The sequence below is a fragment of the Formosa sp. Hel1_31_208 genome (assembly GCF_900104785.1).
Classification (GTDB): domain Bacteria; phylum Bacteroidota; class Bacteroidia; order Flavobacteriales; family Flavobacteriaceae; genus Psychroserpens.
The window spans coordinates 305615-329999 of sequence record NZ_LT629733.1 but is presented as its reverse complement, the minus strand read 5'-3'; the positions used below and the strand labels follow the sequence as shown (position 1 = coordinate 329999).

Genomic DNA, 24385 nt, shown 5'->3' with positions numbered 1-24385 from the left:
ATGAAATAGAAACATTAATTTAACATTGAAAAAGTTTATCTTGCAACTGCTAAAAAATATCTATGATTTGGGAACAATTACTCTCCTTAAAACGATTTGGAGACACGCATAAACGATTGCGGAAAGAACAAGATGAAACGCGCTTAGGTTTTGAAGTGGATTATGATCGGATTATCTTTTCTTCGGAATTTAGAAGCCTGCAAGATAAAACTCAAGTTGTTCCGTTGTCTAAGACAGATTTTGTACACACAAGATTAACGCATAGTCTAGAGGTGAGTGTTGTGGGGCGATCAATTGGCCGTAAGGTAGGTCAGAAACTACTCGAAAAACATCCTCACCTTCGTGATGTTCATGGATATCAAATTAATGATTTTGGTGCTATCGTTGCCGCAGCAGCGTTGGCTCATGACATTGGAAACCCACCATTTGGACATTCGGGAGAAAAGGCAATTGGAGAATTTTTTAAAACAGGAGAAGGACGCTACTTTGAAGATCATCTCACTAAAAAGCAATATGAAGATCTTTGCAGTTTTGAGGGCAATGCCAACGGTTTTAAAATATTAACTGAAAGTCGTCAAGGACGAATAGGAGGCTTGCGTTTGAGTTATGCAACCTTAGGAGCATTTACAAAATATCCAAAAGAGTCACTACCTAAAAAACCGAGTAAACATATTGCAGATAAAAAGTATGGATTCTTTCAAAGTGAAAAAGACCTTTTTGAAGATGTCGCTCGAGAGTTAGGATTAGAAAAAAGAGGTGCTGATGGTGACGTTAGATATTGTAGACACCCTCTGGCATATTTAGTTGAAGCAGCAGACGATATTTGCTATACCATTATAGATTTTGAAGATGGTATTAATCTCGGTTTGATACAAGAAGAATTCGCATTAGAATATTTAATCAATTTAGTAAGAGATTCTATTCAAACAAAAACATACAATGCTTTAAGAAGTACGCAAGACCGATTGAGTTATCTGCGGGCATTGGCAATTAATACATTAATTAATGAAGTCGTCGAAGTATTCATGGCGCATGAGAATAGCATATTATCTGGTGAATTCTCAAAGGCCTTAATGGATTATAGCAAGTACGAAGCACAAATTAATGACATCATTACGTTAAGTATTAAGAACGTATATCAATCGTCTGAGGTTATCGATAAAGAGATTATAGGGTACAAGGTAATTAATGAACTTTTAGGTATCTTTACAACATCGGTCATAAATAATATCAAAGGAGAATTATCAAATTTTGATAAACTTATTTTGAAACTTTTAGAACCGCAAGTAGACTTAGACACAGATCATATTTATAACAGCTTATTATCTGTTTGTTTTTATGTCTCAAAAATGTCTGACAGCAATGCTATGTTAAGCTATCAGAAATTAAAAGGAAACCATTTATAAAAAAGAAAAATTGCGAAAAATGAAAAGAAAATTTCTAACTATTGTTACAATAGTTACCCTAGCCCTTATGCCTATTTTTATGTTCAATTGTAATGTAAAAGAGGAAGATTCTGTTTCAGAACTTAGAAAACAACATTTATCTCATCTTGAAAATAGTCCTTACAAGGAAACTCAAAAACTGTCAAGATCAGAACGAAAAGATTTAGGTTTGCCTCCAAATGCTTATAATGAGCAATTGTGGGAACTTACTATGGATCCGTCAACCGGTCGACCGATGCCTGAACGCGCATTAGCTGTGCAGGAAGATTTAAGAGAACAACGAATATTCTTAAGAGGCGTTGGAGGTGATGATGTCAATCCTTGGGTGGATAGAGGCCCTAATGACCAAGGTGGTCGTACTCGAGGAATTATGTTTGATCCTAATGATGTAGGAAATGCCAATCCAAATGATGATTACACACGTGTCTTTGCTGGAGGTGTTTCGGGGGGACTTTGGGTTAATGAAGATATTACAGATCCAGATTCGTCATGGACTTTGGTTCCTGGGCTTCAAGAGAATATTGCGGTAACTGTGATCATTTCAGACCCTAACGACAGTAACAAATTGTATATTGGTTCTGGTGAGCCATATATTGGAGCAGATGGGGCTGTCATAGGACGCGGTGTATACAGATCTATAGATGGTGGTGTTACCTGGGAAAATGTTATTGGTGGTTTTACAGGCGTGAGTAATGGAGGTCAAAATGTTGATGGAATTTTCTATGTAAGCGATATTGTCGCTAGAGATAATGGTGGCGTTACAGAACTGTATGCTGCATTTCCTAGTGGAAGATTTGTTGAGGCTTCGGGACCAAACAATTTTTTAGGAGGCAATAGTCGCGGATTATACAAATCTATTGATGATGGTGTCACATGGACGCGATTTGATATTCAATTTACTAATGGAAATTATAAAAATCCAAATGATATTGAATTAGACGCCAATAATAATGTTTGGTTAACTACAACAAGTGACGAGTTTGGTCAAGGTGGCGGAGATATTTATCGCTCTACTGATGGAATTTCGTTTACCTTAATGCGATCATTTGGAGCATCAAGAAGAACGGAATTAGAAACCCATCCTACAAACCCGAATTTATTATGGGTAGTTTGTAATATTGGTGGCGAAGCTGATATTTTCAGAACCACAGATGCATTTGCTTCTCCGGCAAATTTATTTGTAGTGAATGAACCAAATGATGCGGATAATGGAATTCCAGCTAATGACTACACAAGGAATCAAGCCTTCTACAATCTACCAATCGAAATTGATGAAAATAGTAATTTATATGTTGGTGGAATTGATTTATTTCGTTCTGAAGATTTTGGGAATACTTGGACACAAATTTCAAAATGGTCCAATAATAATAATCTAGCAGCATTAAATGTGCCGCGTGTACACGCGGATCAACATGCTATTGTATTTCGCCCTGGAACAAATGGTAGTGAGGCTGTTTTTGGCAATGATGGAGGTATTTATTACGCCCCAGATATGAGTAACGTCGTTGGTAATGCAAATGGAATTCAAACTAGAAATAAAGATTTTAATACCATACAATTTTATTATGGTGCAATTGATCCTAATTCACCAGACACTAATTTAGCAGGAGGAACACAAGATAACGGAACACAATTTGTTAACAATGCCACTCCTGGAGCAAATGCATTTTTTGATCCCGTGGGTGGAGATGGTGGTTTTACTGAATTTGGAGCAGCTGGAGACTATGTAATTACAACTTACCCTAGAAATTCACATCGATTTATTAGTTATCCTAGTTTTACTAATTTTTCAGCGATAACAAACCAAGGAGGCGGTAGTTTCATAAACGAGGCTGCTCTAGACAAGAACCTAGTTATCTTATATGCTAATGCTTCGAGTAATGCCAATGGAATAGCTATTGAAAGGGTGAAAGAATTTTTGCCAGGTGGTGCCGCAAGAGAGAATGATTTACTTACATCAGGGCAATTTAATGCGACTCCAAGTGCATTAAAAGTTTCTCCTTTTACAACAACATCATCTACGTTGTATGTCGGATTAAGAAGTGGAAGATTATTAAGAGGAACATTAGCTGATATTGCAAACCCAGCGTTTATAAATATTTCGGGAACTGGTTTTGTTGGGAGTATATCTGATATTGAATTTGGTTTAAGTGAACAGGAAATTTTCGTAACGATGTATAATTATGGTGTGCAAAGTGTTTGGTTTACTGATGATGGTGGAGCGACATGGAGAAGTATAGAAGGAAACCTTCCTGATGTGCCTGTACGCTGTATTCTTCAAAACCCATTAATACCTGAAGAGTTAATTATTGGAACTGAGTTGGGAGTTTGGGCAACTGGAGATTATACCGTTCCAAATCCGAGTTGGGTTCAATCTTACAATGGGATGAGTGATGCGGTTGTAACCGATTTGGACCTTAAGGCATCGGATAATACGATTTTGGCAACCACTTTCGGTAGAGGCTTTTTTACTAGTCAGTTCACTCCGGATCCGTTAAGTGTGCTAGAGAGTGAGTTTAATTCGAATACCATTGTTCTTTACCCAACAATATCTGAGGGAGACATTACGATTACTTCTAAGATTGAATTAGGTAATGCGAATATTACCGTTTATAATTTGAATGGCCAAAACGTTTACAATTCTATACTCAACCTGTCACCGTCAAATGCCAAACTTAATTTGAATCTAAATTCAGGAATTTACTTTGTCGATATTAGAGTGGATAATTATTCCGAGACGAAAAAAATTATTATAAAATAAATAAGATATGTATCACATAGAAGGGGGCTTTTACGAGTTCCCTTTGTTCAAATAATGCATTTCATCGATTAAATTTGTGTTTAAGCGATAATTAATTATATTTGTTAACCAAATCTTTAAAACCTACTATTATGAAAAAAAATATTTTAGGAGCGGCAGTCATCTTTTTTGTCACATTAGCATTTTTATTAATGTTAGATGATATTACGAGTAATGGTAATCAAGAGCCACAGATTAATGTTGAGGTCTATGATGCAGATGCAAACCAACAACCAGATATGGTTAAGACAGACGAAGAATAATAGATTTAAATAACATACTTAAATTATCAGCATCAATCTTAACCGATTGATGTTGTTGTTTTACAGATGCTTGTTCTACAAAATTATCAGGGACACCTAAATTTGTAATTGGAGTTTTATATTTGTGTTTTGATGCAAATTCTAAAATGGCAGATCCAAAACCTCCACTTATAACACCATCTTCAAGTGTTACTATTTCCTTATATGTGGTAAAAACAGAATGCAGTAATAAATCATCTAGGGGTTTTACAAAGCGCATATCATAATGTGAGATTAATTCTCCGAATTCAGATATAGATATAGCTTCTTCGACATTATATGCTATTGTACCTATGCTTAAAACAGCAATTTCAGTCCCTTTTTTTATACGTAGACCTTTTCCTATTTCTATTTTAGTAAATGGCTGTTTCCAATTTATAATCCGGCCACGACCTCGAGGATATCGAATGGCAATGGGTTGAGCTATTTCTAATTGAGCCGTAAACATAATGTTCCGCAATTCAATTTCGTTTCTAGGTGCAAAAATAATCATATTTGGAATGCATCGTAAATAGGCTAAATCAAAAACACCATGATGTGTGGCGCCATCTTCTCCAACCAAACCTGCACGATCTAAACAAAATATTACGGGTAGGTTTTGTAGGGCGACATCATGAATTACTTGATCATAAGCACGCTGTAAAAAAGTAGAGTAAATATTACAGAAGGGAATGAGACCCTGTGTCGCCATTCCTGCCGCTAAAGTGACGGCATGCTGTTCGGCAATGCCAACATCAAAAGCGCGTTTTGGAAGTTCTGCCATCATAAACTTTAAAGAACTTCCAGTGGGCATAGCAGGTGTTATACCTATTATGTGTTTATTAACTTTAGCTAATTCAACTATAGTATGACCAAAAACATCCTGAAATTTTGGTGCTTGTTCAATAGTTTCTTTAGGAAAAAGATCACCTGTTTTCGCGTCGAATTTCCCAGGAGCATGATATTTTACTTGGTCGTCTTCGGCTTGTTTCAAGCCTTTTCCTTTGGTCGTAATTACATGAAGAAATTTCGGACCTTTTACATGTTTTAAACGTTCTAATTCTGTTATTAAAGCGGGTAAATCATGACCATTAATAGGACCAGTATAGTCAAAGTTCAAGGCTTCGAAAATGTTGTCTTGTTTTTCTTTTCCTTTTTTAACATTAGTTAAGTATTGCTTTAAAGCACCAACACTTGGATCTATACCTATGGCATTGTCGTTTAAAATAACTAAAAGATTTGCAGCAGTCACTCCAGCATGATTAAGCCCTTCAAATGCCATTCCACTAGCAATAGATGCGTCACCAATCACAGCAATATGATGTTTGTTTTCACCTTTAAGTTGAGATGCAATGGCCATGCCTAATGCTGCCGAAATAGATGTTGATGAGTGTCCAACCCCAAATGTGTCATAGGTGCTTTCATCACGTTTTGGAAAGCCACTTATGCCATCTAACTGCCTGTTAGTATGAAAACGTTCTTTTCTTCCAGTAATAATTTTATGTCCATAAGCTTGATGACCAACATCCCAAACTAACAAGTCTTCAGGGGTGTTGAATACATAGTGCAACGCTAATGTCAATTCAATGACCCCTAAGCTAGCTCCAAGATGACCTTCTTTGGTAGCTACGACATTGATAATAAAGTCACGTAACTCACGAGCGAGTTGTGGGAGTTGATTCTGATTTAATTGTCTTAAATCTGAAGGAAGGTTGATATGGTCTAATAATTTTTGCACTGCTTGGCAAATGTACGAGTTGTTATTGTATTTTTACGATTATGGAAAATCCTTTTGACGATATTTATTTTATGAAAAAGGCCTTACAGGAGGCTGAGATTGCTTTTGAAAAAGATGAAATTCCAGTAGGTGCTGTGATAGTGATTAATGATAGAATTATCGCAAGAGCTCATAACTTAACTGAATTATTAAATGATGTGACTGCCCATGCAGAAATGCAAGCTATTACAGCAGCAGCTAATTTTTTAGGAGGTAAGTACTTGCAAAATTGCACCTTATATGTCACTTTAGAACCCTGTCAAATGTGCGCAGGAGCTTTGTATTGGAGTCAGATTTCTAAAATCGTTTATGCTGCCAGAGATGAAAAACGTGGATGTATTAATTTGAAAAGTAAATTGCATCCAAAGACTACCATGATTGGTGGTATATTAGCTGATGAAGCATCAGCATTATTGAAACGATTTTTTATTCAAAGACGTAATTTGAATTAAACCGAATATTGCGTTAAGGATGGAGGCTTTGCTGGAGCTCCTTGAAAAGAGCGATTGCCGAGAGCCTGATTCTCGGTGGCTTTAGCGAAGGAGAAAACGCACAAAAAAACGCCTAACTTTCGTTAGACGTTGAAACTGTAATATAAAGTATATCTTCTTAAAGAACCTGCACGTTAGCCGCGACCATTCCTTTTCTTCCTTCTTCTTCTGTGTACTCTACATTATCGCCTTCACGTAATTCAACACCGTTAAGGTTTGATACGTGAACGAAAATGTCTTTTCCTGTTTCTTCGTTGGTAATGAATCCAAATCCTTTTGAATCATTAAAAAATTTAACTGTTCCAGTCATTGTAATAAAAATATATGTTAATAAAGTTACAAATGTAATACTTATACTAATGCGATGCTTAATTAATTTTATTTTTTTAAATAATTGAAAACTAAACAATTAAAATAAATCTTTGAAAAGGCTCAGAGTAATTACTGTATTTTATGTGGGAAAAAATTGCTCTTGATTGAGTGCTAATATTTATTTCTTTTCTGGTTTTTTCTCATTTTTTCTAAATTTTCTTGAGTGAGCATATAGTCTTTAATGTCTTTACCTTTCCATCTATAATAAATGAATAAAGGAAAAACCACGAGAAATAGACCTAAAACGCCAAAACCTATAAGTTTTTGGGAATAGTGCAGGTCTAAAAGAAAACCACATAAAATACTGCCAATGGCAGAGATAAAACAGATAAAAATAAGATATTTCATAATGTAATGACCAGAATATTCTAAGTTGTAAAATTAATCAATTCGCGCCTGTAAGCGGTTAAGAGTTTTGATTTTGAGACAAAACCATAATATTTTAAGTCTTTAATTACTGGTAGATTCCATGCACCAGTATTTTGAAATTTCTTCATAACAGCTTTCATAGAGTCCGTCTCATAGTGTATATGTTCAGGAGGATTATGCATAAAGGTTTCTACGGAAGTTGTTTTATGCAGAGACTGATCAAACATAACGGTTCTAATATCATCTAATAAGATAATACCAACTAGATATTGATTTTCGTCTACAACAGGAAACAGATTTCGATTAGATTTAGCAACACCTTCATGCAGCATTTCGCCCAAAGACATTTCAGGATGTAAAATGGTGAAGTCTTTTTCAATGACGCTGTCTAATTTCATTAAAGTTAAGATAGTTTGATCTTTATCGTGAGTGAGGAGCGCTCCTTTTTCAGCAAGTTCTTTGGTATAAATAGTATGATCTATGGCATTCTTTGTGATGATAAACGACATTGATACTGTAATCATTAGAGGGACAAATAATTGGTAACCACCTGTGATTTCTGCGATTAAGAAAATAGCAGTGAGAGGTGCATGCAACACTCCTGCAATCAGTCCTGCCATGCCTAATAGTGTGAAGTTAGATTCAGACACTTGAAAACCCAACCCAATATTATTAATGATTTTTGCAACAACATTTCCTAGGGCACTTCCCATAACCATAGTTGGTATGATAATACCACCGGCACCACCGGCCGCAAAAGTAGTTGTCATTGCTACCGCTTTAAAAATGGTGATTCCTATAAGGAGTGCAATAACCACCCATATATTATCCAAATAGTTATCAAAAGGAGTTTGCCCTAGAGCGTGTAAATGATTTCCATCTAAAAGGTCATTAATAAACCCAAAACCTTCACCATAAAGTGGTGGTATAAAATATAACATAACCCCTATGGCTAAGCCGCCTACAATAAGCTTTTGACCATTTGTTTTAAATCGTTCAAAGAACTTATAGATTGCAAAGTATATTTTCGAGAAATAGATGGAGGCAATACCTGTTCCAATACCTAAAATAATAAAGAATAAGGTGTCTCTTAACGCAAATGGCTGTGATATATTGTAATTAAATAACACCCCATTTCCCAAGAAAAAATAAGAGGTTAATACCGAGGATACTGAGGCGATTAATAATGGCAATAAAGATGCAAATGTGAGATCTAGACTAAAGACTTCTATGGCAAAAATAATGGCGGCAATGGGAGATTGAAAAATGGAGGCAATAGCTCCAGCTGCTGCACAACCAATGAGTAAAGTTCTTGTTTTTCTATCTACATGAAATAGCTGACCAATATTAGAGCTTACCGCTGCAGCCGAAGCAATAGCAGGGCCTAAAAGACCAACAGAGCCTCCAAACCCTGCTGTTAGAGGTGCCGTTATTAGTGGTAAGTACATTTTGCTTCTTTTGAGTAATCCGTCCTTTTTAGATAATGAAAAAAGAATGCTTGGTATGGCATGCTCTACTTTTTGCTTGGACACATATTTTACGAATAAGTAAACCAACCATAATCCAATTATTGGCAGAATGAAGTATATGCTGTTTTGAGATACAATAGCGAGATGGTCTAAAATCCACTCGATCCCATAAGTTATATTTTTAATAGTTACAGAAACCAATCCAGATAATAAACCAATAAGCATGGCTAGTAAAAACACGAAATTTTTCTGCGATATGTATTTATACCGCAAAATGAGTAAGCGTTTGATAAGGTTTCGGATTGACATTGATTAAATCTACTAAAAAATCCTGCATGAAGCAGGATTATTTATTTATGATTTTAAATTGAGTTTTAAACTCAATTCTTTGAGTTGTTCATCATCAATTGGTGCAGGGGCATCTATCATCACATCCCGACCGTTATTATTTTTTGGGAAGGCAATAAAATCACGAATGGTTTCTTGTCCGCCTAAAATAGCAACCAATCTATCTAATCCAAAAGCTAGTCCACCATGCGGAGGAGCTCCATATTGGAAAGCATCCATTAAGAAACCAAATTGTGCTTTAGCTTCTTCGGGTGTAAAACCTAAATAATCAAACATCAAAGCTTGGGTAGCTTTGTCATGAATACGAATCGATCCACCGCCAATTTCATTTCCATTTAATACCAAATCATAAGCATTGGCTTTAACAGCGCCTGGATCTGTTTTCAATAATTCTAATTGACCAGGTTTTGGTGAGGTAAATGGATGGTGCATGGCATGGTAGCGTTCAGTCTCTTCATCCCATTCTAACAGAGGAAAATCTAAGACCCATAGAGGTGCAAATGTTCTAGGATCTCTTAACCCTAAACGCTCGGCTAATTCCATACGTAAAGCACTTAATTGTGCCCTAACTTTATGTATGTTTCCTGAAAGAACACAAATTAAATCTCCAGCTTTTGCGCCTGTAACTTCTGCCCATTTTGCTAAATCGTCTTGGTCGTAAAATTTATCTACGGAAGATTTATAGCTTCCATCATCATTGCATCTACAATACACCATACCTAAAGCGCCAACTTGTGGACGCTTTACCCAGTCGATTAATTTATCAATCTCCTTTCTTGAATAACTATTTCCGTCAGGAACTGCAATACCAACAACTAATTCGGCTGAATTAAATACATTAAATTCTTTGTGTTTAGTTACGGCGTTCAATTCACCAAATTCCATCCCAAAACGAATGTCTGGTTTGTCATTTCCGTAGATACGCATCGCATCATCGTAAAGTATTCTTGGGAATTTTTCAACGTCAACACCATTGACTTCTTTCAGAAGATGCCTTGTTAAACCTTCAAACGCATTTAAAATATCTTCTTGCTCAATGAATGCCATTTCACAGTCAATTTGAGTAAATTCTGGTTGTCTATCAGCGCGTAAATCTTCATCTCTAAAACATTTTACAATCTGAAAATATTTATCCATCCCTCCAACCATAAGCAGTTGCTTAAAAGTTTGTGGTGATTGTGGAAGTGCGTAAAACTGCCCTTCATTCATGCGGGAAGGCACCACAAAATCACGTGCCCCTTCAGGTGTAGATTTGATTAAATAAGGTGTTTCAACTTCAATAAATCCTTCTTTAGATAAATAGTTTCTTACTTCTTGAGTTACTTTATGTCTAAAAATCAGGCTGTTTTTAACAGGATTACGACGTATATCCAAATAGCGATATTTCATTCGTAATTCTTCACCACCATCAGTGTCATCTTCAATAGTGAAGGGTGGCAATTGCGCTTCGTTTAAAATGGTTAATTCTGACACCAATATTTCAATGTCACCCGTAGACATATTCGGATTTTTTGAAGCACGCTCAATGACGTTTCCCGTAACTTGAATTACAAACTCACGACCTAAATTTTGGGCTTGTTTCATTATGTCTTTAGACGTACGCTCTTCGTCAAATACTAACTGCGTAAGCCCATAACGGTCTCTTAAATCTACCCAAACGATAAACCCTTTATCTCGGGACTTTTGAACCCACCCAGCTAAAGTTACTTGCGTATTGATGTGTGAAGCTCTTAACTCACCACAATTATGACTTCTATACATATCGAAATTTTAATCCTGCAAATTTAATAAGTTAATGTGTTTATTAAAGCAAATTGAGATAATTTATATAAAAAACTAAAGAAATAATAATACAGTTTACACAAAATTATTTTCATATTTTAAGTTAAAAAGCTGATTTATTAACAATAAATTAAGATATTTATAATAACTAATTCAAAATATTGTCATTATGAACAACACTTTATCATTAAAGTTGCTTTTGTTTGCATTTCTATTTATTCCGTTATTGTCTTTAGGACAACAAGTTACGGGTAAGGTGATGGATGGAGCATCAAATTTGCCTTTAGCTGGTGCAACGGTCATCATTAAAGGGACAACTACTGGTACAACTACAGATTTCGATGGAAATTTTAGTATCAATGTTTCCAGTTTTCCAGTAACACTCGTTTTTTCTTCATTAGGCTTTGAATCATTAGAAGAGCGATTAACTGAAGTTCGCATAGTTAATGTAACATTACAAGAATCTAATACATCTTTGGATGAAATTGTAATTACAGGTTTAGCATCTACGACGAAACGATCTAACTCAGCAAATGCAGTAGCGTCTGTATCCGCCGAACAACTTACAGGTGTCACCGTACAATCTGGTTTAGATGGTGCCTTATACGGTAAATTTAATGGCGCTGAGATTAAGGCTAACTCTGGAGCACCAGGAGGAGGAATTTCAATGCGACTAAGAGGTGTCACATCTATTTTTGGAGATCAACAACCATTATTTGTTGTAGATGGTGTCTATGTAGATAACTCTTCAATAGGTTTAGGTAATAATATTGTAAGTGAAGCCGCAGGAGGTGGTAATCCATCGTCTAATCAGGACGATGCTTCCAATAGAATTGCAGATATAGACCCTGACGATATCGAGAGTATCGAAATTCTGAAAGGAGCCTCGGCCGCAGCTATATATGGTTCTCGAGCTGCTGGTGGTGTGGTCATAATAAAAACCAAGAGAGGAAAACAAGGGAGACCAGTTGTTCAATTTTCTCAGGTTGTTGGATTTAGAAGTCCTACCCAATTATTAGGAATACGAGATTACACACCTCAACAAATAACCGATTTAGGTGGTCCGGCTAATGCTGTACTTAGAGATTATGAGGCGGAAATATTTGATCAAACACAAGTATCGTCTACAACACGATTCTCAACTTCAGGAGCGAAGGAAAACACAGATTACTTCTTTGGAGCGACCCACAGAAATGAGCCAGGATTAGTAGATAATACGGGATATACTAAAAGTTCTGTGCGATTAAATATTGGACAAAAATTTAATGAGTGGTTAGATCTTTATGTGACAACAAACTATATTAATTCTGAGTCAGATAGAGGATTCTTTAATAATGGTAATGCCAATCGAACTGTAGGTTATGCTCTGGCATTTACCTATCCTTGGGAAGATTTGTCACCAGTAAATGGGGCATATCCTCAAGGTGGTGCAGGTTCAAATGCATTAGAAACAATTGCAATTACTACAAATCGTGAAGAAGTTAACAGATTTATAGGAAGTGCCACATCGAATATCCAATTACTATCAGGAGCCAACAATAGGTTGAAAATGGTTTTAGAAGGAGGTTTTGATCAATTCACTTTAAGAACGACGAGTATATTTCCTAGAGCACTATCTTATTTTTCTGACCCAACGTCTTTAGGAGGGGTATCAATTTCGGGGACAACAGTGAATACAAATTATAATTTATCTGCTTTCTTAGTACATAATTTAGATTTAGATAATGGCTTAGGTTTTACAACTCAGGTTGGTAGTTTCTTTCAAAATTTTGATCGCAACACAGTAATTACGATTGCTACGGGTTTAAATGGTTCTCAAACCAATTTAACACAGTCAACAAATGTGTCGACACAACAAACAATAAGACCTCAAAAAGATACTGGGTTTTTCGTGCAAGAAGAAATTAATTTCAACGATCAGATAATTGGTACAGTTGGAATAAGAGGGGATAAGTCTACAAATAATGGAGATTCTAATAAAATGTATTATTATCCAAAAGCAAACTTAGCCGTTAACTTGCACAAGTTTGATTTTTGGAACATTAAACAAATAAGTTATATCAAACCAAGAATAGCTTATGGAGAATCTGGTCGGTTCTCGAATTTCAATGATCGATTCACACTCATGGATCCACAGTTTATTGGTGGTCAATCGGGCTTAAGTCCTGGAAACTTAAGTGGAAATCCAGATATAGGGCCTGAGCGCCAATCTGAATTGGAGTATGGTATTGATTTTGGATTATTTGACAAACGTTTAAATTTTGAAGTGTCGTTTTATAATAAAAAAATTGATGACCTATTAATTAGATCACAAATCCCAACATCTTCAGGATTTACAAATAGAGTTGTTAATGGAGGTGAACTTGAAAATAAAGGAATAGAGTTATCTTTAAATGCCAATGTACTTCAAAAAGAAGATTTTTCTTGGAATGTAGGATTAAAGTGGTGGAAGAATAAATCAGAAATTACGCGTTTAGACGTTCCGGCGTTTACTACAGGAGGTTTTGCCGCGTCATTAGGAACATTTCTAATACAAGAAGGCCAAAGCGCAACACAGATTGTTGGAACTTTTGACCCGTCAGCCTATACAGCAGAAGAGATTGCTATAAGAGATCCAGAAGGTGATGGCTTCTTTGTATATGGTAATGCAGAGCCAGATTTTCAGATGTCTTGGTTCAATGAAATAAGTTATAAAAACTTTGATTTTACATTTTTATGGCATTGGAAAAAAGGAGGAGATAATATCAATCTTACTACCTTGTTATATGATTTAGCAGGGACAACTTGGGACTATAATGACTTTGGTTTAGATCCAACTGGTCAGCTTTCAAATGGTGATTACAGAGCTAGTCAGGCTTTTGTCAATCCTGATCCAGTGATTGAAGATGCAGGGTATTTAAAGCTAAGAGAAATAGGGATATTTTATACCTTACCAGATGGTTTAATAAAGTATGCCGATAAAATCAAGGTTGGTATTTCAGGTAGGAATCTCATCAATATTTTTGACTATAATAGTTACGATCCGGAAGTTTCAAATTTCGGTAATAATGTATTAGGAAATAATGTTGAAGTTACGCCTTATCCAATGTCTAAGTTTATAAACTTTCATTTAAATGTGAACTTCTAAAAATTAATTTTGAGAATTATGAAAAATAATATTATAAAAATAGTCTTCTTTGGGTTAATCCTGACTTTGTCTGGATGCCAATTAGATGAAATTGAAAACCCCAATGCTCCAACAGTAGGAAGCTTTGGAAGTGGTTCAAGTCAAGCTGATGTGCAATTGTTAGCCGTTGGACTCGAGGCAATTATGAGAAACGATTTAGCCTTTCATTATGATACCGTAAGTATTTTAGGGCGTGAGTACTATGATCTTACTGGTGTAGATCCTCGTTATACAGGAGAGCTTTTAAAGGGGCCATTAGATAATAATGGGTTTCTTACAACACGATCATATGCTGCTTGGTATAAAGTGGTGCAGTCTGCTAATATATTAATTCGAGCTGTAGAGAATTCCTCCGCAGGGTTTACAGATGACGTTAAGAATAGTTACTACGGTTACGCAAAGACGCTTAAGGCTTATGCCTTGTTAATGGTTGCGAATAGACAATTTACCAACGGTATAAGGTTAGAGGTTGAAGATCTCAATAATCTTGGGCCAAAAGTAAGCTATGAAGACGCATTAACTGGGATCATGAATTTACTAAATGAAGCTAATTCAGATTTAGCTAATGCTTCAGATGATTTTGATTTTAGTATTAGTTCTGGTTTTGATGGATTTAATACGACTTCTAGTTATAGTGAATTTAATAGAGCGATAGCAGCGAGAGTTGCTTTATATCAAGGAAATAATCCTATGGTATTGACGCTTTTAGGTGCTTCTTTTCTAAATCTTAATGGTGATTTATATAATGGTCCAGCACATGTTTTTGGATTGACAGGCAACGATATTGTGAATACACAATTTCATGTTGCAGGACAATCAGGGCAGGAATATATGATACTAGATGACTGGATCGCAGATGCTGAAGCAGGTGATTCACGTGTGACCGAGAAATCATTTCAATTAACTGGAGGAACAATGTTTGATGGTCTTTCTGCTGAATATCAATTAGCGGTATATGATTCTAATACAGATCCCGTATACTTAGTTCGAAATGAAGAATTAATTCTAATGTATGCAGAAGCGAATATTGGAGTCAATAATTCTGAAACCGTTAATGCCATTAATATTATAAGAAATGCCGCTGGGCTAGGTAATTATTCAGGAAGTCCTACAGATCCCGGTGAATTGCTTGATGAAGTCCTCAAGCAACGAAGGTATTCATTACTTGCAGAGGGACATCGGTGGATTGACTTGAGACGATTAAACATATTGAATGCGTCTAATATCTCACTTGATAGACCTGGTGATAATGTTATTCCTGCTTTTCCAACTCCATTTACAGAGAATGAATAATTAATATACTGAGTTTTATGTCTAAAAAAAGCCTCAACATTTGTTGAGGCTTTTTGCCATTAATCAATCCTTAGGTATATGTTAAGGTGATTTTTATAATTGAGCTTCAATGCTTTTATCCAAATTAATCGGTTGTTTTATAACTTTGGTAGAACGATTAGCTCCACGCATCCACATCTTAAAACGTGTAATTAAATAGAATAAAATAGGAACTACTATTAGTGTTAAAAACGTCGCTATAAACAAACCGTAAATAACAGTCCAGGCCAATGGTCCCCAGAATATTACATTGTCACCACCCACATAGATATTCGCATCAAATTCACTAAACAATGTGAAGAAGTTAATATTTAATCCAGTCGCTAACGGAATAAGTCCTAAAATGGTGGTTATAGCTGTTAATAATACAGGTCGTAAACGTGCCTTCCCACCTTTGATAATGGCCTCTAATAAATCACTGTTATCAAGATATTGATCCTCATCAAGATCTCTTTCGACCTTCTTTCGGTCTAAAAGTAATTGCGTGTAGTCTAACAATACTACACCGTTATTTACGACAATACCGGCAAGAGAAATTATTCCCATCATAGTCATCATAATAACGAAGGCTTTTCCTGTTATGATCAATCCACCAAATACACCAATAAGACTTAAGAAAATAGCCAACATGATAATTCCAGGTTTAGACACCGAATTAAACTGAAATATAAGCAGAAAGAAGATCAACCCTAATCCAATAAAAAATGCAGACATTAAAAAAGCCATTTGTTTGTTTTGTTCTTCAATCTGGCCTGTAAAATCAATATTCACATTATCAGGTTTGCCATCAAAAGATGTCATCTCATTTTGTATTTCAGAAACGATAGCACCAGCATCAGTAAAGCCAGCTGCTAGAGCTGAATACACTGTTACCACACGCTTCACATCTTTGTGTTTTATTGCACTAAAACCTGAAGAGTTGTTTTGGCTTGCTACTGCGGAAATGGGAACTTCTTTTATTTGACCAGAAGCCATATCTCTAAAGGTGATTTTTTGATTAAAAATAGCACTTTTGTTATAGCGATTATCTTCATTAAATCGAACATAAATATCGTAGTCATCACCACCTTCTTTATAAACACCTGCCTTTGCCCCAAAAATGGAGTTTCGTAATTGTTGTCCTACTTGACCAGAGGTGATTCCTAATTCCCCTGCTTTTTTACGATCAACATTAACTTGCATGGATGGTTTTGAACGATTCACATCAATTTTTAATTCTTCAATACCTTGAATGTTTTGACTATTGATAAAATCACGCATACGTTCGGCAGTCGCTATTAACTCTTCATAATTCTCGCCTTCGAGTTCTATATTTATCGGGTAGCCAGCGGGTGGACCAACCGCATCTTTCTCAACAGAAATCGCAACACCTGGATATATACCATCTAGGTCATCTTGTATCTTTTTAAGAAGTTCATTGCTATCGGCACCTTCTCTAAACTTATACTCACGCATGGTTGCTGTAATTTTGCCACGATGTGGCATTTCTGCAGCAGAACCTCCATCAGTTTGTGGGTTACCTGCGCCTTCACCTACTTGGGATACAGCACTTTCAGTTAAAAAATTATAGCCACCGTTTATATAGGCATCATCAGAAATAATGTTGTAAATACGCTGTTCAATATCTTTTGTAATCTCATTGGTCTTTTTTATATCAGTTCCTTCAGGATATTCGATATAGGCAATAATCTGATTAGGCGTGTTGTCTGGAAAGAATTCAACTTTTGTTCGCTGGCTACCGATTGATGCACCAAAACCGCCAAAAGCAATAAACAAAAGGATAACTGTAGCTATAGTTATTATTATAGGACGTTTTCCTGATAGGGCAACTCTTAATGTCTTCTCGTAAAAACCTTCTAATTTTGGTAATGTTCGAGATTGAAAATTATTAGCCCAGTTTCTTAGAAATAAGCGATAGATCCAAAGCAATATTGTTGTGAAAATCATTAAACTTCCAAGACCTCTATACGCACCGCCAAAAATCAGAATTAAAATCCCAGTGACACCAACTATTGCTGAAATTTTCACAATCTGCTTTAAGGGCATTTCTTTATCTTCTACAGTCATATATTGAGACACCAATACTGAATTAAAAAAGATCGCAACAAATAGTGAAGATCCTAATACTACAGAAAGTGTCACAGGAAAATAAATCATGAATTGTCCCATCACCCCTGGCCATAGGCCTAGAGGGACGAAAGCTGCCACTGTAGTTAGTGTAGATATAATGATGGGAAATGCGATTTCTCCAATACCTTTTTTTGCGGCTTCAACTCTACTCAACCCCTCATCTTGCATGAGGCGATACACATTTTCAACAACTACAATCCCGTTATCAACCAACATACCTAATCCCATAATCAATCCGAAGAGAATCATCGTATTCATGGTATAGCCTAAAAGATTTAGAATCATTAAAGACATAAACATAGACATTGGGATTGCAAAGCCGACAAACAAGGCGTTTTTAAAACCTAAAAAGAACATTAATACCGTAACAACCAATATAATACCAAAGATGATATTGTTAACTAAGTCATCCACCTGACCAATTGTTTTCTCAGATTGATCGTTCGCTATAGTTACTTTTAAATCTGCTGGAAATACATTGGTGATGGCATCATCTACCATGCTTTGAATCTTTTCGGCAGCATCCACCATATTTTTACCTGCTCGTTTTTTGACATCAAGCATGACAACAGGTGCGCCAAATTCTCTTGCATAAGTCGTTTTATCTTCATCTTTAAAGGTGACCTTAGCTATGTCTTTGAGATAAATCGGGTTATCACGTTCATTTTTTACTACAAAATCTTCTAATTCTTTTGGGTCATCAATTTCACCTAAAATTCTGATGGTACGACGTTGTCCGCTAGAAATCAAGTTACCTGCAGACATGGTCATGTTCTCGTTAGTAATGGTTTGAATAATATCGTTGAAGCTTACTTTTGCGGCCATCATTTTATAAATGTCTACAGCAACTTCAACTTCTTTATCTTGAGCACCTCTAATATCTACTTGTTTAATTTCTTGTAAACTTTCGATTTCATCCTCGAGATATTCTCCATATCCTTTAAGCACATCAACAGGGTAATCTCCAGAGATGTTGATATTTAAAATTGGTATTTCTTCAGACATGCTCAAGTCAAACACGTTTGGTTCGACCTTTGCGCCATTAAAGGTGGGCCAGTCTTCACTTGATGTTTCAGAATCTACTTCATCTTTTACCTTTTGCTTAGCTGCTTCAACAGATATGTTTTCGTCAAACTCTACAATAACAATAGAATAATCCTCTTGAGAGGTAGAGGTGATTTCAACAACATTACTCACCGTTTTAAGTTTATCCTCTATAGGATCAGTAATTAGTTTTTCGATGTCTTCGGCTGTATTTCCCGGATATATAGAACTGACATAGATTTTAGTTTCCTTAATCTCTGGGAAATTTTCACGTGGCATACTAAAATAAGCTCCAGTACCTAATATTAAAATAAGGGTAATCAGCACATACATCGTGGTTTTATTATTGATAGCCCATGACGATAGAATAAACTCTTTATCTACTTTTTTCTTTTTCTGAATCATATGGATACGGTTATAGGGTAGATGCGTTAGTTTCTGTTTTAATGATTTTAACTTCTTGTCCGTCTTTCACACTACGAGCACCTTCTTTAATGATTTCATCATTGCTAGATAATCCCGTCAACACCTCAATGTAGTCCCCTTGAGTTTTACCTGTAGTAATTATAGAACGTTTCGCTGTTGCCGTATCGCCTGATTTCCCAATAATGGTATACACATATTGTTCACCTTGTGAGTTTTCTGAAATGATGCTCAACGGTATTAAGATGGCTTTGTTATTGGTGTAATCATTGATTTTTAATTTAGCGGTAAGATTTGGTTTAATGTTTTTGTTTGCATTGGCAATAGCCACTTCAACTTTGAAAGTTCTGTTAGCTGGATTTATAAAGCTTCCAGCTTGACGAACTACAGCATCCATAGTTAATCCTAAAACCGGAAAATCCACTTCAACGACTTTTCCCTCTATAACATTCATGATGTAACTTTCAGGAACATTCGTTTCAATGTACATGTCATCCAGGTTTACAATTCGAAATAATTGAGATTGACCAGGAGCTACAACGCTACCCTGTTCAGTAATAATATCGTCAATAGTTCCAGAAAAAGGCGCAGTAACGACCGTTTTGGCGACTTGTTGCCTTATCTGACTAACGGCTTTTTGCTGTGCTTCGTAATTAGATTTGGCCTGTAGATATTGTATTTCGCTACCAATATTTTGTTCCCATAAACGTTTTTGACGTTCGAAAGTAGTTTTTGCTAACTCTGCTTGTATTTGTAATTGAGATAATTGTTGACTTAATCCGCCGTCATCAATTTTGGCAAGTGTTTGCCCTTTAGTAACGTTTTGACCTTCTTTGACAAAGACGTTAGTCATAACCCCAGAATATTCTGGATAGATGACTAGATTTTTTTTGGTGTTAACGTTTCCTTGTAATTCTACGAAATGAGTAAAAACCGTTTCTTCGGCAGGAAATGTTGTAATTAAAGGAATTTTAGCCTGAGGATCTAATTCTTTGATTTTGAGACTAAGTTGTTTTAACTGAGTTTCTAATTCTTGTCTTTGAGCATCAAGTTCTGTTTTTTTAGTACGAATTTGCTTCAAATCATTGGAAGCTATAATGTCTTCGATACTTTTGGTGTTGTTATTTCCGCAGGAAACTACAATTAGAGCGGTAAAGATTAATGTGAATATAGGTTTCATTTGGCAATTTTTTAATTATTGTTGGGAGTATTTAATACGGTTTCAAGTTCAGCTTTTGAGTTAATAACATCAAGCATAGCTTGTAGTAATTCTTGTTGTGCTGAATATAATTGGGTTTGTGCTTGGCGCAACTCAAAACTTGAGCCTACACCTTCAAAAAATTTAGTTTGATTTTTTTGCTCTATGCGCTCGGCTAGATTTAAATTCTGTTTTTTATTATCATAGTCTTCAATAGCAAATTTAAAATCACTTTTAGCAGCTTCAATTTGAAGGTTTAAACGTTGTTCGGTTTCGGTAAGGTCGTCTTTTGCTTTCTCTAGATTAATTCGAGCACGTTGTGTTGAAGCATTGCGCTTTCCTGAACTAAAAATTGGAATATCTAAGTTTAATCCAAATAAAGACGCGCCAAACCATTTGGTATCAGAATCAAAAAAAACAAAGTCATTGTCAAAAGCGGTATAGCTGCCATTGATAAATGCATTTAATGTTGGTAATGCTCTGCTTCTTTCGAGTTTCAGCATTAGGGCTTTAGCTTTGGTGTCGTTTTGAGCAATTTTATAATCTATTGTAGAGGTGGCGTCGTTGTTTGTACTGAGGATATCTAAACTTATATTCTTTAAAGTGAGCGACTCCAAGTCATCAGTGAGAATAATGTCAGTATTATAATCAATGCCTAGTGTGATATTTAGCATTTGATAGGCGATATTTTTGAGACGTTTGGTGTTGTTGAGACTACTTTGAACATTAGATAGTGTAATTTGTAGTTGCTCTACACTTTCTTGTTCTTCAAGACCATTTTCATAAATCTTGGTTACTTCGTATAGATTTTTACTTAAAACCTCAATGTTTTTAACAAGTATTTCTATACTTTCCTCCGCTAGTAAAACATTTCCATAAGCATTTATGACTGCTTTTCTAACCTCTAAATCGGTTTTGACTTTCGCGTTTTCAGATATTTCTAGAAACACTTTTGCAGATTGTAATCCAACCAAATACGATCCATCAAATAGCATCTGATTTAAGGTTGCAGTGGCAGCAGTACTTTGTTTAGTTCCAAATATGACTTCAGCAAATTCTCCTGGATTTCCACCAAAGAACTCTGCAGGAATCACCGATACTTGCTGCTTCAAAAAGTTTTGATAATTGATATTGGCATTAAGTTGAGGTAAACCTGTAGCTGTAGTTTCCCATTTTTGTTGCTTTGCTGCATCAATATCACGAACTGCATTTTTAGCCTGTCTATTATTCTCTAAAGCATAAACTATGGCCTCTTGGAGCGAAAAGCGAGTCGAGTTTTCTTGAGAAAAAGCAAATGATATGGTAATTAGACTACATATTAATATGAGTGATTGTCTCATGGTTTAAGATTGATTCTTGTTAATAAAATTATTCAATATTGTCATTCCTTTGTCTGTAACAATTGCCCTTAAATGGTATTCTAAAAAACTTTCCATCAAATAGTGCATGTTGAATTTTTCACGTGGAAAAATAATCTCATCTTTAATTCCAGTCATACCATTAAAATAAAGACGTGCAATAAATTCAACATCAATATTTGGTCTAAAAACGCTGGTCTCAATTCCTTTTGCTAAACTTTCTGAAACCGATTCATGCATTTTTTCAAATTGTTTTGATTTCAAGGCATCATGAATAGAAGGGTAATACTTTTTAAGTTGAAAAAGTGGCGACGCTTGCTCGTTCTTTAAATGTTGCATAACGAACATCTTAATATCGTATAACTGGGAAATTGGATTAGGTGCAGTCTCGCAAATGCAGTCAATACCATCGCAAATATTTTCAAAAAGTGTAAAAGTCACCGCCTCTACCAGTTTGGTTTTATTAGAAAAATGAACATAGATGGTTTTTTTTGAAATACCCATTGTACTAGCTATATCATCCATGGTTACACTCTTAAAGCCGAGTGTAAGAAATAATTCTGACGATTTGTGTATAATTCTGTCTCTCATAATTGGACCGCAAAGATAAACACGGAAACTTTAAAAACAATTAAAGTTTCCAAAGTTTTAATGATTTTTTAACATATAGTTAAAGTGTGATTGTAGATTTGCTCATTTGCATTATTTTTGTGCCATGCAGAATATCCAATCCTATCATGAGGCATTTTTAAAGCACTTAGAATCTGCCGTGCAACATAAAGAACCAGTTAACCTTTATGACCCCATTAATTATATATTACAACTTGGCGGAAAACGTTTACGTCCAATATTGACTCTAATGACGGCTGAAATATTTGGCTGTGATTATCACAAAGCCTTAAATGCAGCTTTAAGTGTTGAGGTCTTTCATAATTTTTCCTTAGTTCATGATGACATTATGGACGATGCACCATTAAGACGTGGTCAGGATACAGTTCATGAAAAATGGGATATAAATACTGGAATTTTATCTGGAGACGCCATGCTTATTATGGCGTACCAGTTGTTTGAAAATTATGACTCATCTGTCTTTCAAGGATTGGCTAAATTATTTAGTAAAACAGCCTTAGAAGTTTGCGAGGGACAGCAGTATGACGTCGATTTTGAAACCAGAGATGATGTGACGATTGCTGAATATTTGACAATGATAGAATATAAAACAGCCGTTCTAGTTGGGGCAGCTATGAAAATGGGTGCTATTGTAGCAGGAGCCTCAGAAGAATGTCAAAATGCAATTTATAATTTCGGAAAAAACCTAGGTATCGCCTTTCAATTGCAAGATGATTATCTCGATGCATTTGGAGACCCTAAAACCTTCGGGAAGCAAGTGGGGGGCGATATCATTGAGAACAAGAAAACGTTCTTATATCTCAAGGCATTGGAATTTTCGCAAAAAGAACACAAGTTGCAATTGGAGCATTTATATAGCATCAACCCTTCTGATCCTTCTGAAAAAATAGAAACAGTAAAACACTTGTTTGAATCCTGTGGTTCTGTTAAAGCAACAACTAAAGAAGTCAAATATTATACTGACAAGGCATTTTCTGTTTTAGAGACCATCAAAATTTCCAATGAAAATAAAGTGGCTCTTAGAAGTTTTGGAGAAGAATTAATGAACCGAAATGTCTAAGCTACCAGCATCTTTTAATGCTCTTATTGATGAAGCTGAAAGTCTTCAACTCTATGACAAACTAATACAGCAAATTAATAAGGACTTTCTATTAGCGAATATTGATCTTGACTTCCAAGAGGATATTTTGCCGTCCAGCCTTAAATACTTGTTACATGAAATTATCTTTAATCTCATACAACAAAAGTTTACTGATTATCTTAATTTACTATATATCATCGACGTTTCTGAATTGAAAGTAAAACAGTTAGATGGTAGTGATATGCTGAAACTTTCAGAGGATGTCACCTTTTTAATTTTACAACGTGAGTGGCAAAAAGTGTGGTTTAAAAACCATTATAAGAATTAATCTATAATTTTAGAAAAATACTCTCACAAAAGGCGACCACGGATCAGCGTAAACACTTTTTCGAACATCATAGAGCACATCATAACGCATCCCAAAAACGACATTATTAGTTCTATAACCAAGTCCAACGAAAAGGGCAGGAACCCAGTAATTGTCGTTTGCAAACGCATTACTGTCAAATGTTTGATTGACATTTAATTGCTCAAATTCACCTGAGAATTGAAGCTCGTCGATAGGGTTGTAAATACCAATGACACTTGCGCCGATTATTGTAGATTTGAAAAAGTCACGTTGTTTGTTATATGTGCCATTCAGGCCTAGACCCATACCAAAATCAGGATTGAATTGATAAATAGCGTTTGGGGCTAATGTTCCGCTAAAAAACCCATCACCAAAACTTAAACCCACGCCACCACCAAATTGTACCTTTGACCAAAACGTAGATCTATCTTCCTCTTCTTGAGCGGATATGGCGAATGAAAAACTTAGAAAAAGCAAGGTCATTTTTAAGATTTTACAATTAATAAGGGGGTAAATTTTCATAATCTAAAATTTGAGTTA

General features: G+C 35.5%; 17 protein-coding genes. 8 read left to right on the top strand and 9 right to left on the bottom strand.

What is annotated here, in order from left to right:
• Positions 1–62 precede the first annotated feature (62 nt).
• From BLT57_RS01385 to BLT57_RS01375, 3 genes are all read left to right on the top strand, one after another.
• Complete coding sequence (locus tag BLT57_RS01385) at positions 63–1406, top strand: deoxyguanosinetriphosphate triphosphohydrolase (RefSeq protein WP_091421244.1); 1344 nt, start codon at positions 63–65, stop codon at positions 1404–1406.
• A gap of 19 nt (positions 1407–1425) precedes the next feature.
• On the top strand, positions 1426–4206 hold the full coding sequence (locus BLT57_RS01380) for a T9SS type A sorting domain-containing protein (RefSeq protein ID WP_091421242.1): 2781 nt from the start codon (positions 1426–1428) through the stop codon (positions 4204–4206).
• A 131-nt stretch (positions 4207–4337) separates the two neighbouring features.
• A complete protein-coding gene (locus tag BLT57_RS01375; protein WP_157717092.1) occupies positions 4338–4508 on the top strand; it encodes a hypothetical protein in 171 nt (56 codons plus the stop codon).
• Here the strand turns inward: BLT57_RS01375 and BLT57_RS01370 are convergent.
• A complete protein-coding gene (locus tag BLT57_RS01370) occupies positions 4489–6264 on the bottom strand; it encodes a 1-deoxy-D-xylulose-5-phosphate synthase (protein WP_091421239.1) in 1776 nt (591 codons plus the stop codon). The genes BLT57_RS01375 and BLT57_RS01370 overlap by 20 nt on opposite strands.
• 41 nt (positions 6265–6305) lie before the next feature.
• On the opposite strand from BLT57_RS01370, the gene BLT57_RS01365 reads away from it, so the two are divergent.
• A complete protein-coding gene (locus BLT57_RS01365; protein ID WP_091421238.1) occupies positions 6306–6755 on the top strand; it encodes a nucleoside deaminase in 450 nt (149 codons plus the stop codon).
• 157 nt (positions 6756–6912) lie between these two features.
• On the opposite strand, the gene BLT57_RS01360 is transcribed toward BLT57_RS01365, so the two are convergent.
• The 3 genes from BLT57_RS01360 to aspS all read right to left on the bottom strand — a co-directional run bounded on the left by BLT57_RS01360 (position 6913) and on the right by aspS (position 11113).
• The gene (locus BLT57_RS01360; RefSeq protein WP_008269621.1) at positions 6913–7104 is read right to left on the bottom strand and encodes a cold-shock protein; all 192 of its coding nucleotides are present in this window, start codon (positions 7102–7104) and stop codon (positions 6913–6915) included.
• Between the two features lie 430 nt (positions 7105–7534).
• Complete coding sequence (locus BLT57_RS01350) at positions 7535–9313, bottom strand: chloride channel protein (RefSeq protein ID WP_091421235.1); 1779 nt, start codon at positions 9311–9313, stop codon at positions 7535–7537.
• A 45-nt stretch (positions 9314–9358) separates the two neighbouring features.
• Entirely contained in the window at positions 9359–11113 is a 1755-nt protein-coding gene (gene aspS / locus BLT57_RS01345) for an aspartate--tRNA ligase (RefSeq protein WP_091421233.1), read from the bottom strand.
• A 190-nt stretch (positions 11114–11303) separates the two neighbouring features.
• On the opposite strand from aspS, the gene BLT57_RS01340 reads away from it, so the two are divergent.
• Together BLT57_RS01340 and BLT57_RS01335 are read left to right on the top strand one after the other, a co-directional pair.
• Positions 11304–14261: a SusC/RagA family TonB-linked outer membrane protein gene (locus tag BLT57_RS01340; RefSeq protein WP_091421230.1), complete on the top strand. Its 2958-nt coding sequence runs from the start codon at positions 11304–11306 to the stop codon at positions 14259–14261.
• 18 nt (positions 14262–14279) lie between these two features.
• Positions 14280–15593 carry a RagB/SusD family nutrient uptake outer membrane protein gene (locus tag BLT57_RS01335; RefSeq protein WP_091421228.1) on the top strand — a complete coding sequence of 438 codons (1314 nt, stop codon included), beginning with the start codon at positions 14280–14282 and terminating at the stop codon, positions 15591–15593.
• Positions 15594–15686: 93 nt separating this feature from the next.
• Here the strand turns inward: BLT57_RS01335 and BLT57_RS01330 are convergent, their stop codons facing one another.
• From BLT57_RS01330 to BLT57_RS01315, 4 genes are read right to left on the bottom strand one after another with little or no spacing between them, the layout of a single operon-like run.
• Positions 15687–19211 carry an efflux RND transporter permease subunit gene (locus BLT57_RS01330; protein WP_172827422.1) on the bottom strand — a complete coding sequence of 1175 codons (3525 nt, stop codon included), beginning with the start codon at positions 19209–19211 and terminating at the stop codon, positions 15687–15689.
• A gap of 10 nt (positions 19212–19221) precedes the next feature.
• Entirely contained in the window at positions 19222–20409 is a 1188-nt protein-coding gene (locus BLT57_RS01325; protein ID WP_091421226.1) for an efflux RND transporter periplasmic adaptor subunit, read from the bottom strand.
• 11 nt (positions 20410–20420) lie between these two features.
• On the bottom strand, positions 20421–21767 hold the full coding sequence (locus BLT57_RS01320) for a TolC family protein (RefSeq protein WP_091421224.1): 1347 nt from the start codon (positions 21765–21767) through the stop codon (positions 20421–20423).
• Between the two features lie 3 nt (positions 21768–21770).
• The gene (locus tag BLT57_RS01315; protein ID WP_091421222.1) at positions 21771–22376 is read right to left on the bottom strand and encodes a TetR/AcrR family transcriptional regulator; all 606 of its coding nucleotides are present in this window, start codon (positions 22374–22376) and stop codon (positions 21771–21773) included.
• A 124-nt stretch (positions 22377–22500) separates the two neighbouring features.
• Between BLT57_RS01315 and BLT57_RS01310 the strand changes: the two genes are divergently transcribed.
• Together BLT57_RS01310 and BLT57_RS01305 are read left to right on the top strand one after the other, a co-directional pair.
• Positions 22501–23475, top strand: a complete 975-nt coding sequence (locus tag BLT57_RS01310) for a polyprenyl synthetase family protein (protein WP_091421220.1) — start codon at positions 22501–22503, stop codon at positions 23473–23475.
• Entirely contained in the window at positions 23468–23824 is a 357-nt protein-coding gene (locus tag BLT57_RS01305; protein WP_091421217.1) for a hypothetical protein, read from the top strand. The genes BLT57_RS01310 and BLT57_RS01305 overlap by 8 nt, the downstream gene beginning before the upstream one ends.
• 9 nt (positions 23825–23833) lie before the next feature.
• Here BLT57_RS01305 and BLT57_RS01300 read toward each other — a convergent pair whose 3' ends face one another.
• Complete coding sequence (locus BLT57_RS01300) at positions 23834–24328, bottom strand: alpha-ketoglutarate decarboxylase (protein WP_231928738.1); 495 nt, start codon at positions 24326–24328, stop codon at positions 23834–23836.
• Positions 24329–24385: the final 57 nt, after the last annotated feature.